Source organism: Actinophytocola xanthii (assembly GCF_001921205.1).
Classification (GTDB): domain Bacteria; phylum Actinomycetota; class Actinomycetes; order Mycobacteriales; family Pseudonocardiaceae; genus Actinophytocola; species Actinophytocola xanthii.
In genome coordinates this window covers 1-14,778 of sequence record NZ_MSIE01000128.1, presented here as the reverse complement: position 1 = coordinate 14,778, position 14,778 = coordinate 1, and the positions used below count along the sequence as shown (strand labels likewise).

Sequence of the window (14,778 nt, the reverse complement as noted above, 5' to 3'; positions counted from 1 at the left end):
AGACGGCGGACGCTCCCGCGCTCCCGCTCACGCAGCCGTGGGCCTAACCTCGCCCGAGGGAGTTGGCTGTTGTGCGTCCCGGCTTGGGCAAGACTGGCGCTTTGTTATGTGATTTTTCGGGGTTGAGTTTCTGGTTTCCATTTTATGTTGCAGCCGATGCTGGGGAGTTGACCTATCTCTATCTCCTCGCCCGCTATCACTGACGCGACGGCTGCTTCCAGTTCGTCGCCGGTGACGGGGACGCCGTTGTTGGGGCGGGCGGCGTCGAAACGACCGCGGTAGACGAGGCGGCGGGTGGGGTCGAACAGGAAGAAGTCCGGGGTGCAGGCGGCGCGGTAGGCCAGTGCCGTCGTCTGCTCGGGGTCGGAGACGTACGGGAAGCTCCAGCGCCACGTCGTCGCTTGTTCGGCCATGCGTTCCGGGAGTTCGTCGGGGTAGGCGTCGGAGTCGTTGCTGTTGATGCCGATGACTCCGAGGCCCTGGGCGCGCCAGCGGGCGGCGGCGGCGCCGAACGGGACGGCGATGTGCCGCACGAACGGGCAGTGGTTGCAGAGGAACGCGACCAGGGTGCCGCGGGGGCCTGCGACGCTGTCCAACGTCCAGGTCGTGCCGTCGGGGGCGGGCAGCTCGAACGGGGGTGCCTCGGTGCCCAGCGGCACCATGGCGGAGTTCACCGCGACCATGCGCCGACCCTACCGGCCCCGGCAGGCATGCTGTCTGCCATGACTGAGCTGCACTACCTGGCCGGACTCGACCTGGCCGGCCGGCGCGTCGTGGTCGTCGGGGGCGGGACGGTGGCCGCTCGGCGGCTGCCGCGGCTGGTCGCCTCGGGGGCGGCGGTCGAGGTGGTCTCGCCGGAGGCCACCCCCGCCGTCGAGGCCCTGGCCGACTCGGGCGCCGTCGTCTGGCACCGGCGGCCCTACGCCGACGGTGATCTCGCTGAGGCCTGGTACGTGCTGTGCTGCACGTCCTCCCCGGCGGTCAACGCCGCGGTCTCGGCCGAGGCGGAGCGGCGGCGGGTGTTCTGCGTGCGGGCCGACGACGGAACCGCGGGGTCGGCGGTGACCCCGGCCACCGGCAACCACGAGGGGCTGCTCGTGGGGGTGCTCGCGGGTGGGGAGCACCGGCGCTCGGCGGCGGTGCGGGACGGGGTGCTGCGGGCGCTGCGCTCGGGTGTCGTCCCCACCGGCTCGCGGCCGGCTGGTGTGGCGCTGGTCGGTGGGGGGCCCGGCGACCCGGACCTGATCACGGTGCGCGGGCGTCAGCTGCTTGCGCAGGCCGACGTCGTGGTGGCCGACCGGCTGGCGCCGGGGTCACTGCTTGACGAGCTGGCGCCGGGGGTCGAGGTCGTGGACGCGGCGAAGATCCCGTACGGGCGCTCGGCGAGCCAGGAGGCGATCAACGAGCTGCTGGTGACCCACGCGCGGGCCGGCCGCTTCGTCGTGCGGCTCAAGGGTGGTGACCCGTACCTGTTCGGGCGTGGGTTCGAGGAGTTGCTCGCCTGTGCCGCCGCGGGCGTGCCGGTGCAGGTCGTGCCGGGCGTGACCTCGGCGTTCGCGGTGCCGGCGGTGGCCGGGGTGCCGGTGACCCACCGCGGCGTGGCGCACGAGGTGGTGGTGGTCTCCGGGCACCTGCCGCCCGGTCACCCGCAGTCGCTCGTGGACTGGCCCGCGCTGGCGTCGATGCGGGGCACGGTCGTGCTGATGATGGCCGTCGAGCGGATCGCGGCGTTCGCCGACGCCCTGTTGGCCGGCCGGGCACGGGACACGCCGGTCGCGGTCGTCCAGGAGGGAACCACCCGGGCGCAGCGGGTCCTCCGGTCCACCTTGGACAAGGTGGCCGATGACGTCGTCGCGCACGGGATCCGGCCACCGGCGGTCGTCGTGGTCGGCCCGGTGGCCGCTCTCGGCGACCAGGCCGGCTGACGGGGTAAAGCCGGGGCGTCCCGGCCCGGGGAACCCGGGCCGGGACGCTTTGTCAGGAGCGGCGCGCCCTCGGCCGTCCCGGCCGGGTGCCGAACCGGCCGCGCGGGGCGTGCCCGGTCCGCGGCGGGCGGCGGGTGGCCGGCACCTCGGGCTCGACGACCGGCTCGCCGGAGGGGGTCCGCGCACCGGTGATCCGCACCAGGTCGGCGGTCCCGGGAGCGACCTTCGTGCGCTCGGGGTCCACACCGGCCTGCTCGGTCATCCGGAACACCGTGCGGCGCTCCTGGTGGGTGACCAGCGTGACGACCGTGCCGGCCTCCCCGGCGCGTGCGGTGCGCCCGGCCCGGTGCAGGTAGCCCTTGGCGTCGGCCGGCGGGTCGACGTGGACGACCAGGCTGATGCCGTCCACGTGGATGCCGCGGGCCGCCACGTCGGTGGCCACCAGTACCGGCAGCCGGCCGTCCTTGAACTCACCGAGGACCCGGTTGCGGGCGCCCTGGGCCTTGCCGCCGTGCAGGGCGCCGGCATGGACACCGACCGCGCGGAGCTGCTTGGTCAGCCGGTCCACGTGGTGCTTGGTGCGCAGGAACAGGATCGTGCGGCCCTCGCGCGCCGCCACCTCGGTGACCACGGCCTGCTTGTCCGCCTGGGACACCAGCAGCAGGTGGTGGTCCATGGTGTCGACGGCCGCGGTGGCCGGCGACACCGAGTGGGTGACCGGGTCGGTCAGGTACCGGTTGACCAGCTGGGCAACGTCCCGGTCGAGCGTGGCGCTGAACAGCATGCGCTGCCCGTCCTCCGGAACGAGGTCCAGGATGGCGCGGACCTGCGGCAGGAAGCCCATGTCGGCCATCTGGTCGGCCTCGTCGAGCGCGGTGAAGCGGACCTCGTCGAGATGGCAGGTGCCCTGCCGGACGTGGTCGGACAGGCGCCCGGGCGTGGCGATCAGCAGGTCGACGCCGCGCTGGAGCTGGTCGACCTGGCGGGTGAACGACATCCCGCCCACGACCGTGCGGCACCACAGGCCCATCGCCCTGGCCAGCGGCCGCAGCGCGTCCTCGACCTGCATGGCGAGCTCCCGCGTCGGCACCAGGATCAACGCCCGCGGCCGAGCCGGCCGGCTGCGCCCGCCGTTGAGCCGGGTGAGCAGCGCGAGCCCGAAGGCGAGGGTCTTGCCCGAACCGGTCTGCGCCCGGCCGAGCACGTCGCGCCCGGAGAGCGCGTCGGGCAGGGTGGCCGCCTGGATCGGGAACGGTGCCTGGATGCCGGCCTCGGTGAGCGCGTCGAGCAGCGCGGTGGGCAGGCCCAGCTCGGCGAAGCTCACCGAACGGGGGGCGCGGGTGCTGTCGACGATCTCGCCGTCCCAGCGGGTGTCCGGCTCGGTCCGCGCGGCGGTGGGCCGACGGTCCTCGCGCGGGGCCGAGCGGCGCGCACCGGTGCCCCGGTCCCGCTGCTCGAACCGGTCCTCGGCGCGGCGGTTGGGCCGCCGGTCGGGGGACCAGGCGGCGTCGCGGCGCTCGGAGCGGCGGGCGGTCCCGCTCTCCGCGCGGCTCGGACGTCGGTCCTGGTTCCGGTCCGAGTACTGGTTCCGGTCGCGGTTGGGCCTGCGCTCCTCGGAGCTGTCGCCCCGGCGGGCGGAGCGGTCGTCCCACTCGTCGCGGCGGGGGGCGCTCCGGTCCTCGGAACGGCCCCGGTGGTCGGTGTGGGGGGTCGAGCGGTGGTTCTCGGTGCGCGCCCCGGACTGGTGGCGCGGCTTGGTGGTGTGCGTGGATCGGCGCACAGCGGTGTTCGGCACGGATTCCTCTCCGAGTGGGGCACGTCTCGGGAGGCCTGACGCCGACAACCGGCAGAGCCGGTAGGAGCCGGGTAGGCAGCAATCTCGCGCGGACGAGCCCAGGCGCCCTGGCTGGGCGCCGTTGGTGAATCGGTTACATCTGGGGGCCAACCGGCGACTGCGCCGGGCGGGGAGCGGCACGGACCGCTCGCGATGCTCGATCAAGACTACCTGACGTCCGTCCCGACCGATCACCGCGGCTGCCGTCCGTGCCGACACCCCACACCCCGGCCAACTAGTCCAAACCGGCGCTGACCAGCAGAGACGCCGTCACCTCCGCCGGATCGGCCACCTGCTCGGACAGCCCGCGGGACCGGAACCAGCCCATGACGTTCGCCACATCGCGGGCCAGGAACTCCGGACCGCGCGGGTTCGCGACGACGTCGACGATCTGCGGCAGGTCGATCAGCACCAGCCGCCCGTCGTGCACGAGCAGGTTGTACGCCGACAGGTCGCCGTGGGTCATGCCGTGGCTCGCCAGCACGTCCAGGGCCGCGACCAGCTGATGCCACAGCTCGACCAGCTCGTCGGGGTCCGGACGGGTTTCGGCGAGCCGCGGCGCCGCGGTCCCGTCGGCCTCACCCACGAACTCCATCAGCAGCTCGGTCCCGCTGCGCTGGACCGGGTACGGCACCGGCACGCCGACCGACCACAGCCGGGACAGCGCGGCGAACTCCGCCACCGTCCACTGCTCGGCGATCAGGTTCCGGCCGAACGCCGTGCGGTTGGCCATCGCCCGCATCTCGCGGCTGCGGCGTACCCGCCTGCCCTCGAGATAGCCGGCGTCCCGGTGGAACAGGCGGTGCTCGTTGCTCCGGTACCGCTTGGCCGCCATCAGACACGCGCGGTCGGTGCCCGGGACCGCTCTCCTGACCAGGTGGACATCGGCCTCCTTGCCGGTCTTGACCACCCCCAGCTCGGTGTCGGCGGCGGCGAGCTCGGTCACCACCCACTCCGGCCTCGGGTGCGGACCCCGCTCGCCGTCGCCCCAGGTGGTCCACCGGTCGGTGTCCGGTGGCAGCTCCGGAGCGGTCTCCGCGCTGTCCCGCAGCGCGGCGAGGCGGGCGCGTTCGTGCTCGGTCAGGCGACCGGACCGAGTGGACTGCGGGTCGAAGACCTCGTTCGGCTCGCCCCTCCTGGCGCGCGACCCGCGCCTGCGGGAGCCGTCGTCGGCGTGTTCGTCGTCGAGGTAGTCGTCGAGAAATTCGTTCAGATCGTGCCTGCGCACTGGTGGGTTCTCCTCAGCAGAGGGTTGGACGCCCCACCGGCGCCTGGTGCGAATGGACCGGCGCGCTCAGCGGGACGGGCGGACGTGGGCGTGCCCCGTCCAGGCGACTGTCGTGGTCACAGGGCACCTCCCAAGGTCTCGTCCGCCGGTACGCCACCGGCGCGGGTCTGACAGAGGCAGAGTGACCTACTCCGGCTCCGCCCGCAACCGAATTATTGGTGCCGGGTGCCGACGCAGAACTCGTTGCCCTCCGGGTCCCGCATGACCGTCCAGCTGAGACCGGGGACCGAGTGCTCCGCACCGCGGGTGGCGCCCAGCGCGACCAGCCGCTCGACCTCGCCGTCCCGGTCGTCGGTGGTGAGGTCGAGGTGCATCCGGTTCTTCCCGGCCCGCTCCTCGGGGACCTTCTGCAGGCCCAGGTAGGGGAGCGCGGGGTGGGCCGGCGAGGTCAGCTGGACGAAGTAGCCCTGGGCGTCGAAGGCAACCTCGAGCCCCAGCGCCTCGGTCCAGAAGCGGGCGAGCGTGCGGGGGTCGGCGCAGTCGAGGGTGAATCCACCCATCGTGAGGTTCATGCCGGGCACGATAGGGCCCGCGCCAGACAGAATGGGCTCATGCGCACCATCGACTGGCGCGACGGACACATCGTTCTCATCGACCAGACCAGGCTTCCGGGCGGGGTCGTCGAGGTCGCGATCAACAGCGTCGAGGAGCTGGTGATCGCGATCCAGCGGCTCGCCGTCCGGGGTGCGCCGGCGCTCGGTGCGGCCGGGGCACTCGGTGCCGCGCTCGCGGTCCGGGCCGACCCCGCCCGGCTCGACCGCGACCTGGCCGCGCTGCGTGCCGCCCGCCCGACCGCGGTCAACCTCGCCTGGGGCGTGGACCGGGCGCTGCGCAGGCTCGCCGAGGGCCCGGACGCGGTCCTCGCCGAGGCGCTCGATGTCCTCGCCGAGGACGGGGTGCACAACCGCTCGCTGGGCGAGCGCGGCGCGCGGTGGCTGACCGAGCGGCTCGAGGGCCTGGTCGCGGTACAGACCCACTGCAACGCCGGCAGCCTCGCCTGTGTGGAGTGGGGTACCGCGCTGGGAGTCGTCCGCTCCCTGCACGGCCAGGGCCGCCTGCGGCACGTCTACGTCGACGAGACCCGCCCGCTGCTGCAGGGCGCCCGGCTCACCGCCTGGGAGCTCACCCACCTCGGGGTCCCGCACACGCTCGTGGTCGACGCCGCCGGGCCGACGGTGCTGGCCCGGGGGCTCGCCGACGCGGTCGTCGTCGGCGCGGACCGGATCGCCGCGAACGGGGACGTGATCAACAAGATCGGCACGTACCCGCTGGCCCTCGCCGCCGCGCGCGCGGGCGTGCCGTTCCTGGTGGCCGCCCCGGAGTCGACGGTCGACCCGTCGGTACCCTCCGGGGACAAGGTGGACATCGAGGTCCGCGACGGTGCCGAGCTCCTGCTGTGGGGCGGGTCCAGGTCCGCGCCCAGCGGCACGCAGGCGCTCAACGTCGCCTTCGACGTCACGCCGGCCGACCTGGTGACCGCGATCGTCACCGAGGACCGGGTCGTCCACCCCGCGCGGGGCGAACGCCCCGCGTAACCGGTTGGAACGCACGGCCTGGCACTCACTACTCTTTGCCGCAGCTTCGCCGACAAGGAGTATCGCCGTGATCACCAGGATGTCCTCGCTGTTCCTGCGCACCCTGCGTGAGGATCCAGCGGACGCCGAGGTGCCCAGCCACAAGCTGCTGGTGCGCGCCGGGTACGTCCGCCGCGTCGCCCCGGGCGGCTACTCCTGGCTGCCGCTCGGGCTGCGGGTGCTGCGCAACATCGAGCGCGTCGTGCGCGAGGAGATGGAGGCGATCGGCGCCCAGGAGATCCAGTTCCCGGCGCTGCTGCCCCGCGAGCCCTACGAGGCCACCGGCCGCTGGACCGAGTACGGCGACAGCCTGTTCCGGCTCAAGGACCGCAAGGGCGGCGACTACCTGCTCGGCCCGACCCACGAGGAGATGTTCGCGCTCACGGTCAAGGGCGAGTACAGCTCCTACAAGGACTTCCCGGTCGTGCTGTACCAGGTCCAGACCAAGTACCGGGACGAGGCGCGTCCGCGGGCCGGCATCCTGCGCGGCCGCGAGTTCCTGATGAAGGACTCCTACTCGTTCGACCTCACCGACGAGGGCCTGGCCGAGTCCTACCAGCGGCACCGCGAGGCCTACATCAGGATCTTCGACCGGCTCGGCCTGTCGTACGTGATCGTCTCGGCGATGTCGGGCGCGATGGGCGGCTCGGCCTCCGAGGAGTTCCTCGCCACCACGCCGACCGGCGAGGACACGTTCGTGCGCAGCACCGAGTCGGACTACGCGGCCAACGTGGAGGCGGTGACCACCCCCGCGCCGCCCGCGCTGCCCGTGGAGGGCAGGCCCGAGGCACAGGTGCACCACACCCCGGACACCCCGACCATCGAGTCGCTGGTCGCCTTCCTCAACGGCGCCGGGCTCGGCCGGGAGTTCACCGCGGCCGACACGCTGAAGAACGTCCTGGTGAAGGTGCGCGCCCCGGGCGCGACAGAGGGGGAGCTGGTGGCCGTCGCGGTGCCGGGCGACCGCGAGGTCGACGCCAAGCGCCTGGAGGCCGCGTTCTACCCCTCCGAGGTCGCGCTGCTCGACGACGCCGACTTCACCGCGAACCCCTTCCTCGTCAAGGGGTACATCGGTCCCAAGGCACTGCAGGACAACGGGGTGCGCTACCTCGTCGACCCCAGGGTGGTGCCCGGGACGGCCTGGGTCACCGGCGCGGACAAGGTCGACCACCACGTGCTGGACCTGGTGTGCGGGCGCGACTTCACTCCCGACGGCACGATCGACGTGGCCGACGTGCGCGAGGGCGACCCCTCCCCGGACGGCAAGGGCACCCTGGTCGCCGCCCGCGGCATCGAGATCGGGCACATCTTCCAGCTGGGGCGCAAGTTCGCCGACGCCTTCGGTCTCGACGCGCTGGGCGCGGACGGCAAGCCGATCCGGATCACGATGGGCTCCTACGGCATCGGTGTCTCACGCCTCGTGGCCGTGGTGGCCGAGCAGTCGCACGACGAGCACGGCCTGGTCTGGCCCCGGTCGATCGCGCCGGCCGACGTGCACGTGGTGATCGCCGGCAAGGACGACACGGTCCGCGAGGGCGGCGCCCGGCTGGCCGAGCAGCTCGACGGTGCCGGCCTGTCCGTGCTGCTCGACGACCGGACGGCGACACCCGGCGTGAAGTTCGCCGACGCGGAGCTGATCGGGGTGCCCACGATCGTGGTGGTCGGCCGGGGCCTCGCCAAGGGCGTGGTCGAGGTCAAGGACCGTGCGACCGGCGAACGCGTCGAGGTGCCGGTGGACGAGGTCGTGGCCCACCTGGTGGACCTCGTCGCCTAGGAAGCCTCCAGCGCCGCCAGGACGGCGTCGGTGTCGGCGAGGTCGGGCAGGACGACGTCCGCGCCCGAGTCGGCCAGCTCCTCGACGGTGAACCGCCCGGTCGCCACCCCGACGGTCACCGTGCCGTGGTGGCGGCCGGCGGCGACGTCGGCAGGCGTGTCGCCGACGACCACGACCGACCGCGGCGCGAACGAGTGGCCGTGCTTGTCCGTGGCCTGCCGGATCGCCGCCTCGACCAGGTCGTGGCGGTGCTCCGAGAGCGACCCGTAGCCGCCGATGTCCAGGTCCACGTGGTGGTGCAGGTCGAAGGCGGCCAGCTTGCAGCTGGCCAGTGTTGGCAGGTTGCCGGTCACCAGCGACTGCACGACGCCCGCCCGCCGGGCCAGCACCGCCAGGATCTCCGGCGCGCCGGCCAGGGCCCGACCGAGCATCGGCAGCGACTCGCGCTCGGCCAGGGCGATGGCCTCGAGCTCGGCGAACAGCCGCTCGACCTGCTCGTCGCCGTCCGGTTCGTCGTGTGCGGCCAGGATCTCCCGCGCCAGCGAGCGCTCGGTGCGGCCGGGGAAGAACGGTTGGTGGGTCATCGGCTTGCCCACCAGGTTGGCCAGTGCCCGCGCGTACCAGGTCCGGCCGAGGCCGCTGTAGTCGACGAGCGTCAGGTCGATGTCCCAGAGGACGAGCGTGTGCACCCCGCCATCGTGGCATGGTCCGGCTAACCGGCCAGGAAGCTGAACCTGACTCGGCGGACGGGGTTGTCCACGTTCGTGTCGACCAGGCAGATCGACTGCCAGGTGCCCAACGCGAGCTCGCCGCCCAGGACCGGCACGGTGGCGTAGGGCGGGACCACGGCGGGGAGCACGTGGTCGCGCCCGTGGCCGTGGGAGCCGTGCCGGTGGCGCCACCGGTTGTCGGCCGGCAGCAGCTCGCGCAGCTGGCGGAGCAGGTCGTCGTCGCTCCCGGCACCGGTCTCGATGACCGCGAGACCGGCCGTGGCGTGCGGCACCCACACGTTGAGCAGGCCGTCCTCCGCGCCGGCGTCGGACAGGAACGCGCGGCAGTCCCCGGTGAGGTCGTGCACGACCTCCCGGTTCCCGGTCCGAACCTCGATCTCGGTGGTGAACATGTCGGACACGGTATTAGTTGAGGCATGCGAGTCGCTTATGGACAACGCTTCGACGTGCCGGACGGGTACCTCAACACGGCGAGCGTCGGGGTGCCGCCGGACTTCGCGGCCGACGCCGTCGTGCGCGGGGTCGACCGCTGGCGCGGTGGGCTGGCGCGCCCGCCCGAGTACGACGAGCACGTCGCGACCGCTCGCGGCGCCTGGGCCTCGCTCGTCGGCGTGCCGGTCGAGCGGGTCGCTGCCGGTGCCACCGTCTCGCAGCTGGTCGGCCTGGTCGCGGCGAGCCTGCCGGCGTCCACCCGGGTGCTGACCGTGGCCGGGGAGTTCACCAGCGTCAGCTTCCCGTTCGCCGCGCGGGGGATGCGGGTGACCGAGGTGCCGGCGGCGGACCTCCTCGACCACGTCGGCGAGCACGACCTGGTCGCGGTCAGCGTCGTCCAGTCGGCCGACGGGACGGTGCTGGACCTCGACGGGCTGCGTGCGGCGAAGGGCACGGCGTCGGTGCTGCTCGACGCGACCCAGGCCGCCGGCTGGCTGCCGCTGCACCTGGACTGGGCGGACTGGGTGGTCGGCAGCGGCTACAAGTGGCTGCTCGCGCCGCGCGGCGCGGCGTGGCTCGCCGCGACACCCGAGGCACTGGAGCGGACCGTCCCGTTCGCCGCGAACTGGTACGCCGCCGACGACCCCTGGCAGGGCATCTACGGCCTGCCGCTGCGGTTGGCGCCCGACGCGCGGCGGCTGGACCTCTCGCCGGCATGGTTCGCCCAGGTCGGCGCGGCGGCCACCCTGCCCTGGCTCGCCGGGCTGGACCTGGCCGCGGTACGTGACCACTGCACCGGTCTCGCGGACGCCGTCCTCGCCGCGCGCGGGCTGCCCGCACGCGGCTCGGCCATCATCTCCCTGGACCTCACCGAGGAGCAGGCCGGCCGGCTCACCGCCGCGGGCGTGGTCGGCGCCGTCCGCGCAGGCCGCACCCGGTTGTCGTTCCACCTGTACAACACGGCACAGGACGTGGACCGGGTCGTCGATAGCACGGGCTGACCCCGGCACAGGGCCGACCTGCCCTGGGCGGCCACGGTATGTCCGGTTACGGTGACCGCGTGTCGGCTCCCTATCGTCCCGGACAACCACCCTGGCCGGACAACCGCTCACAGCGACCGGACCGGCCGCCGCCCCCGCGGTTCCACGAGGAGCCGCCGTCCTCGGGCACCTCGCCGCTGGACTGGGCGCTGCGGATCGCCGGCCTGGTGGCCGTCGCGGTGATCTCGGGGGTCGCCTGGTGGTTCTTCACCAGTGAGGACACGCCGGAGCGGGGCACCACGGGCTTCGGCGGCGGGCCGACGTCCCAGCAGAACGAGGGCGAGTTCCCGTTCACCTCGAAGCTCTCCGAGCCCCGGGTGGACGAGTCCTGTGCCGAGCACGCCTACGGCCAGATCCAGGACTTCTTCGGCCAGACCCCCTGCCGGCAGCTCACCCGCGACGTGTTCACCACGGAGATCGACGACCGCACGGTCTACACCTCGGTCTCCGTCGTCCGGATGGCCGACGAGGCCCAGGCCCAGGAGCTGCGCGTACTCACCGACAAGGACGGCTCCGGCAACGTCAACGACCTGGTCCGCGAGCGTGAGGTCAGGGTGTCCGGCCTGGAGGCGCTGAGCGGCGGCGGGGGCTACGACTCCTCGCTGGTCGGCAGCGAGGTGATCATCGTGGAGGCCGACTACGACCCGTCCGCCGCGAACGGCGGCACCGAGGACGAGCTGGACCGGGTCTGCGAGGACGCCCTTCGGCTGGCCAAGGACATGACCGGCGGCTCCGGCTGAGCTGACCGGCGCCCGCTCAGCTGGCCGGGCGTCCGGGGAACGCGGCCGCCGCGGGCGACTCGCCGGCCGCCCTGCGCCAGCGGGTGGCGCGCACCGCGGCGTCGGTCAGCGCCTGGAGCGCGTTGGCGCGGAGGGTGGCGTCGTCGGTGCGTTCGAGCACGGCCCGCCAGGCGACGGTCGTGTCGGTCTCGGCCAGGACCAGCACGGCGATCGCGGAGGCCTGCTCGGTGACCGGCTGCGGCGGGACGTAGGCCGGTTCGGCCGGGCGCGGGGCCTCGCCCGCGTCGGCCAGCAGCAGCTCGGTCGCGTCCCGGCGGGCCCGGTGGGCGTTCGCCCCGTCGGTGACGGCACCGGCGAACTGCTCCGGGAGGAACGCGCTCACCAACCCGTAGACCCAGATCGCCGCGTGCTCGGCACCCAGTGCCGCCTGCACCGCGGACGCGGCGTCCGAGGGCAGCGACGACGGCGCGGGGGAGGGGGAGGTCATGCCAGCACCTCCCGCAGGCTCGCGCACGACGCGGCGACCGAGCCGACCAGACCGGCCCGGTACCGCGGCAGGGAGGCCACGAGGGTGCCGGCCTCCTTCTGGGCCGCGGTGAGCGCGTCGACGAGCAGGGCGCGGGCCGCGGCGACGTCGGCCGGTGGGGAGGCCGGCTCGGGCGGCGGTGCGGACGACGAGGAGACCGGCGGGCGTTCCCGGTCGACCTCGGCCCGCAGGGCGGCAGCGTGCTCGCCGCGCGCGCCCGCGACCTCCCCCGCGGCCGCCGCCAGTGCCGGTACCGCGGCCGCGACGGCGGAGGCGGTGGCCGCGTCGGCCCGGGCCCGGGCCGCCAGTTCGACCAGCGGGTCCGGCGCCGGTGGCTCCTCCGGTGTACCGGTGCACGCGCCTGTGCCGGCCGCGGCCAGCGCGGCCCCGGGCAGCAGCGCGAGCACTCTGAGCACGTCACGCCGCGCAACGTTCATCACGGGCGGTCATACTGCCAGGCGCGTCTGCCACCCGGTCGGACGCACCGTGCCTGCTCGGGACCGACTCACCGGGCCCGACGAGATACGCTTGGCAACCACGCCTTCGGTGAGTGCGCCGTGGGAACGACTCGACGCAGGGGAGTGGCACGTGCCCGGTCAGCGACAACGCACCAACGGCGCCGGCGACACGCTGGAGCCGGTGGTCGCCGACGCCGTCGCGCGGGCGGGCTTCGACCTCGAGCACCTGCGCGTCCAGCAGGCCGGCCGGCGTCAGCTGGTCAAGGTCGTGGTCGACTCCGACAACGCGGAGGGCGGCATCGGCCTCGACGAGGTGGCCGAGGTCAGCCGGGCGGTCGCCGCCGCGCTGGACGCGCTCGAGGACAGCAACACGGCGGGCAGCGTGCTCGGCGGCTCCTACACCCTCGAGGTCACCTCGCCGGGGCTGGACCGCCCGCTCACCAAGCCGCGCCACTGGCGCCGCGCCCGACTGCGCAAGGTCGCCGTCCGCGCGGGGGAGGACGCGTTCACCGCCAGGGTGGGCGACGCCGACGAGCAGGGTGTGCGCCTGTTGGTGGGCGACGAGGTCAGACACGTCAGCTACAGCGATGTCGAGCATGCCGTGGTCGAGGTCGAGTTCCGCGAGCCGCCGGCCGCCGAGATCGCCAAGCTGGAACACGAGGAGGGGTCGAGGTGAATGTCGACATCGCCGCGCTGCGTGCGATCGAGCGAGACAAGGACATCCCCTTCGACACGGTGATCGAGGCGATCGAGACCGCGCTGCTCACCGCGTACAAGCACACCGACGGCCACCAGCCGCACGCGAAGATCGACATCGACCGGCGCACGGGCATCGTCCGGGTGATCGCGTTCGAGCTCGGCGCGGACGGCGAGCCGGCCAACGAGTGGGACGACACCCCGGAGGGCTTCGGCCGGATCGCGGCGACGACCGCCCGCCAGGTCATCCTCCAGCGGCTGCGGGACGCCGAGAACGAGAAGACCTTCGGCGAGTTCTCCGCCAAGGAGGGCGAGATCGTCGCCGGCGTGGTCCAGCGGGACGCCCGGGCCAACTCGCGCGGGATGGTCGTGGTCCAGGTCGGCGACACGGAGGGCGTGCTCCCGGCGGTCGAGCAGGTGCCCGGCGAGCGGTACGAGCACGGCACCCGGATCAAGTGCTACGTGCTCGGCGTGAGCCGGGGAACACGCGGACCCCAGATCACGTTGTCCAGGACGCACCCCAACCTCGTGCGCCGGCTGTTCGCGCTCGAGGTCCCGGAGATCGCCGACGGCACCGTGGAGATCCCCGCGGTCGCCCGGGAGGCCGGACACCGCTCGAAGATCGCGGTTCGCTCGACGGTGGCTGGAGTCAACGCCAAGGGCGCCTGCATCGGACCGATGGGCGCGCGGGTGCGCAACGTGATGAGCGAGCTGCTCGGCGAGAAGATCGACATCATCGACTACTCGGAGGATCCGGCGACGTTCGTGGGCAACGCGCTGTCGCCGGCGAAGGTCGTCTCGGTGCGTGTGGTGGACGAACGGGCCAAGACGGCGCGGGTCACCGTGCCCGACTTCCAGCTGTCGCTGGCCATCGGCAAGGAGGGCCAGAACGCCCGGCTGGCCGCCCGGTTGACCGGGTGGCGGATCGACATCCGCAGCGACGCGGCGGCCGAACCGCAGGGTCGGCCACCCTCCTCGGGCATCCCCTCACCGAACGCGCGCAACGTCACACCCACCGGATCACCCACTGCGGGTTCGGCCGACTAGGTAGGACGGGATAGACTCATCAGTGGTTCACCGTTCTGGACCGGCGTCCGCGTACGCACCGGGCTCGCGCCCGATTCGTACCTGCGTCGGCTGCCGGGGCAGAGCGGAGGCTGGTGAGTTGCTCCGGGTCGTGCTCGTGGACGGAGACCTGACCCTCGATCCGCGGCGCCGAGCCGCGGGGCGGGGCGCCTGGCTCCACCCCGAACCGACGTGCCTGGACAAGGCCGAGCGGCGGCGGGCGTTCGCGAGAGCGTTGCGCGTGCCAGGTCCGCTCGACACCGGCTCGCTCCGGAGTGATCTGGAGCAGCTGGCTTACCGCGATACCGGACCGGGATCTTCCCGGGCCGGGATGGATCAACGAAAGCAGGTCGACCCGTCATGAGTCAGCCGTGAAGCTGAAGCCATGAACGCCAGACGATAGGACGAGGTCGAGCGGACCATGCCGCCGGCCTCACTCGGACGAGGAGAGCAGTGGCAGGCAAGGCCCGAGTGCACGAGCTCGCGAAGGAGCTCGGAGTTACCAGCAAGGAAGTTCTCGCCAAGCTGAAGGATCTTGGTGAGTTCGTGAAGTCCGCGTCCTCCACGGTGGAGGCCCCGGTGGCCCGCCGCTTGCGGGACGCGTACCCCAAGTCCGACGGCGCCAAGGGCGGCGGCGGTCCCCGTCCGCGGCCGAGCGCGCCGCCGCGCCCGGGTCCGGCGGCCCAGCCCGGCCC

Annotated in this window: 17 protein-coding genes; 9 read left to right on the top strand and 8 right to left on the bottom strand. The window is 73.4% G+C overall.

The window, feature by feature from the left end; all coding sequences use genetic code 11:
* Positions 1 to 104 precede the first annotated feature (104 nt).
* Complete coding sequence (locus tag BU204_RS36695; RefSeq protein ID WP_075130395.1) at positions 105 to 683, bottom strand: thioredoxin family protein; 579 nt, start codon at positions 681 to 683, stop codon at positions 105 to 107.
* A gap of 39 nt (positions 684 to 722) precedes the next feature.
* Here BU204_RS36695 and cobA point away from each other — a divergent pair, with 39 nt between their 5' ends.
* Positions 723 to 1,925: a uroporphyrinogen-III C-methyltransferase gene (gene cobA / locus BU204_RS36690; protein ID WP_075130394.1), complete on the top strand. Its 1,203-nt coding sequence runs from the start codon at positions 723 to 725 to the stop codon at positions 1,923 to 1,925.
* A 52-nt stretch (positions 1,926 to 1,977) separates the two neighbouring features.
* On the opposite strand, the gene BU204_RS36685 is transcribed toward cobA, so the two are convergent.
* The 3 genes from BU204_RS36685 to BU204_RS36675 all read right to left on the bottom strand — a co-directional run bounded on the left by BU204_RS36685 (position 1,978) and on the right by BU204_RS36675 (position 5,559).
* Positions 1,978 to 3,279: a DEAD/DEAH box helicase gene (locus tag BU204_RS36685; RefSeq protein WP_075130398.1), complete on the bottom strand. Its 1,302-nt coding sequence runs from the start codon at positions 3,277 to 3,279 to the stop codon at positions 1,978 to 1,980.
* Positions 3,280 to 3,994: 715 nt separating this feature from the next.
* Positions 3,995 to 4,987, bottom strand: coding sequence for a serine protein kinase RIO (locus BU204_RS36680; protein WP_083661963.1), 993 nt, complete (start codon positions 4,985 to 4,987; stop codon positions 3,995 to 3,997).
* Between the two features lie 212 nt (positions 4,988 to 5,199).
* A complete protein-coding gene (locus BU204_RS36675) occupies positions 5,200 to 5,559 on the bottom strand; it encodes a VOC family protein (protein ID WP_075130393.1) in 360 nt (119 codons plus the stop codon).
* A gap of 39 nt (positions 5,560 to 5,598) precedes the next feature.
* On the opposite strand from BU204_RS36675, the gene mtnA reads away from it, so the two are divergent.
* Together mtnA and BU204_RS36665 are read left to right on the top strand one after the other, a co-directional pair.
* The gene (mtnA, locus tag BU204_RS36670) at positions 5,599 to 6,582 is read left to right on the top strand and encodes an S-methyl-5-thioribose-1-phosphate isomerase (protein WP_075130392.1); all 984 of its coding nucleotides are present in this window, start codon (positions 5,599 to 5,601) and stop codon (positions 6,580 to 6,582) included.
* Between the two features lie 67 nt (positions 6,583 to 6,649).
* Complete coding sequence (locus BU204_RS36665) at positions 6,650 to 8,395, top strand: proline--tRNA ligase (protein ID WP_075130391.1); 1,746 nt, start codon at positions 6,650 to 6,652, stop codon at positions 8,393 to 8,395.
* Here BU204_RS36665 and BU204_RS36660 read toward each other — a convergent pair.
* Together BU204_RS36660 and BU204_RS36655 are read right to left on the bottom strand one after the other, a co-directional pair.
* Positions 8,392 to 9,084, bottom strand: a complete 693-nt coding sequence (locus tag BU204_RS36660) for an HAD family hydrolase (RefSeq protein ID WP_075130390.1) — start codon at positions 9,082 to 9,084, stop codon at positions 8,392 to 8,394. The genes BU204_RS36665 and BU204_RS36660 overlap by 4 nt on opposite strands.
* Before the next feature lie 23 nt (positions 9,085 to 9,107).
* Positions 9,108 to 9,518, bottom strand: coding sequence for a secondary thiamine-phosphate synthase enzyme YjbQ (locus BU204_RS36655; protein WP_075130389.1), 411 nt, complete (start codon positions 9,516 to 9,518; stop codon positions 9,108 to 9,110).
* 24 nt (positions 9,519 to 9,542) lie between these two features.
* Here BU204_RS36655 and BU204_RS36650 point away from each other — a divergent pair, with 24 nt between their 5' ends.
* Both BU204_RS36650 and BU204_RS36645 read left to right on the top strand, forming a co-directional pair.
* Positions 9,543 to 10,559, top strand: a complete 1,017-nt coding sequence (locus BU204_RS36650) for an aminotransferase class V-fold PLP-dependent enzyme (RefSeq protein ID WP_075130388.1) — start codon at positions 9,543 to 9,545, stop codon at positions 10,557 to 10,559.
* A gap of 59 nt (positions 10,560 to 10,618) precedes the next feature.
* Entirely contained in the window at positions 10,619 to 11,338 is a 720-nt protein-coding gene (locus BU204_RS36645) for a hypothetical protein (protein WP_143230020.1), read from the top strand.
* Between the two features lie 16 nt (positions 11,339 to 11,354).
* On the opposite strand, the gene BU204_RS41760 is transcribed toward BU204_RS36645, so the two are convergent.
* Complete coding sequence (locus tag BU204_RS41760) at positions 11,355 to 11,825, bottom strand: ferritin-like domain-containing protein (protein ID WP_233161037.1); 471 nt, start codon at positions 11,823 to 11,825, stop codon at positions 11,355 to 11,357.
* Positions 11,822 to 12,301: a hypothetical protein gene (locus BU204_RS41755; RefSeq protein WP_233161036.1), complete on the bottom strand. Its 480-nt coding sequence runs from the start codon at positions 12,299 to 12,301 to the stop codon at positions 11,822 to 11,824. The genes BU204_RS41760 and BU204_RS41755 overlap by 4 nt, the downstream gene beginning before the upstream one ends.
* Positions 12,302 to 12,452: 151 nt before the next feature.
* Between BU204_RS41755 and rimP the strand changes: the two genes are divergently transcribed.
* The 4 genes from rimP to BU204_RS36620 form a co-directional block, all read left to right on the top strand.
* Positions 12,453 to 12,998, top strand: a complete 546-nt coding sequence (gene rimP / locus BU204_RS36635) for a ribosome maturation factor RimP (protein ID WP_233161035.1) — start codon at positions 12,453 to 12,455, stop codon at positions 12,996 to 12,998.
* Positions 12,995 to 14,065 carry a transcription termination factor NusA gene (nusA, locus tag BU204_RS36630; protein ID WP_075130386.1) on the top strand — a complete coding sequence of 357 codons (1,071 nt, stop codon included), beginning with the start codon at positions 12,995 to 12,997 and terminating at the stop codon, positions 14,063 to 14,065. Before rimP ends, nusA begins: the two co-directional genes overlap by 4 nt.
* Positions 14,066 to 14,087: 22 nt before the next feature.
* Positions 14,088 to 14,447, top strand: coding sequence for a YlxR family protein (locus BU204_RS36625; RefSeq protein WP_075130385.1), 360 nt, complete (start codon positions 14,088 to 14,090; stop codon positions 14,445 to 14,447).
* Between the two features lie 89 nt (positions 14,448 to 14,536).
* Positions 14,537 to 14,778: translation initiation factor IF-2 N-terminal domain-containing protein (locus BU204_RS36620; protein WP_198943113.1), on the top strand; the 242-nt coding region annotated here is incomplete at its 3' end.

Bases quoted from the DNA above. Each gene is read 5' to 3' on its own strand.
- BU204_RS36695 (WP_075130395.1), bottom strand. From the start codon at position 683: ATGGTCGCGGTGAACTCCGCCATGGTGCCGCTGGGCACCGAGGCACCC.
- cobA (WP_075130394.1), top strand. From the start codon at position 723: ATGACTGAGCTGCACTACCTGGCCGGACTCGACCTGGCCGGCCGGCGC.
- BU204_RS36675 (WP_075130393.1), bottom strand. From the start codon at position 5,559: ATGAACCTCACGATGGGTGGATTCACCCTCGACTGCGCCGACCCCCGC.
- mtnA (WP_075130392.1), top strand. From the start codon at position 5,599: ATGCGCACCATCGACTGGCGCGACGGACACATCGTTCTCATCGACCAG.
- BU204_RS36655 (WP_075130389.1), bottom strand. From the start codon at position 9,518: ATGTTCACCACCGAGATCGAGGTTCGGACCGGGAACCGGGAGGTCGTG.
- BU204_RS36650 (WP_075130388.1), top strand. From the start codon at position 9,543: ATGCGAGTCGCTTATGGACAACGCTTCGACGTGCCGGACGGGTACCTC.
- BU204_RS41760 (WP_233161037.1), bottom strand. From the start codon at position 11,825: ATGACCTCCCCCTCCCCCGCGCCGTCGTCGCTGCCCTCGGACGCCGCG.
- BU204_RS41755 (WP_233161036.1), bottom strand. From the start codon at position 12,301: ATGAACGTTGCGCGGCGTGACGTGCTCAGAGTGCTCGCGCTGCTGCCC.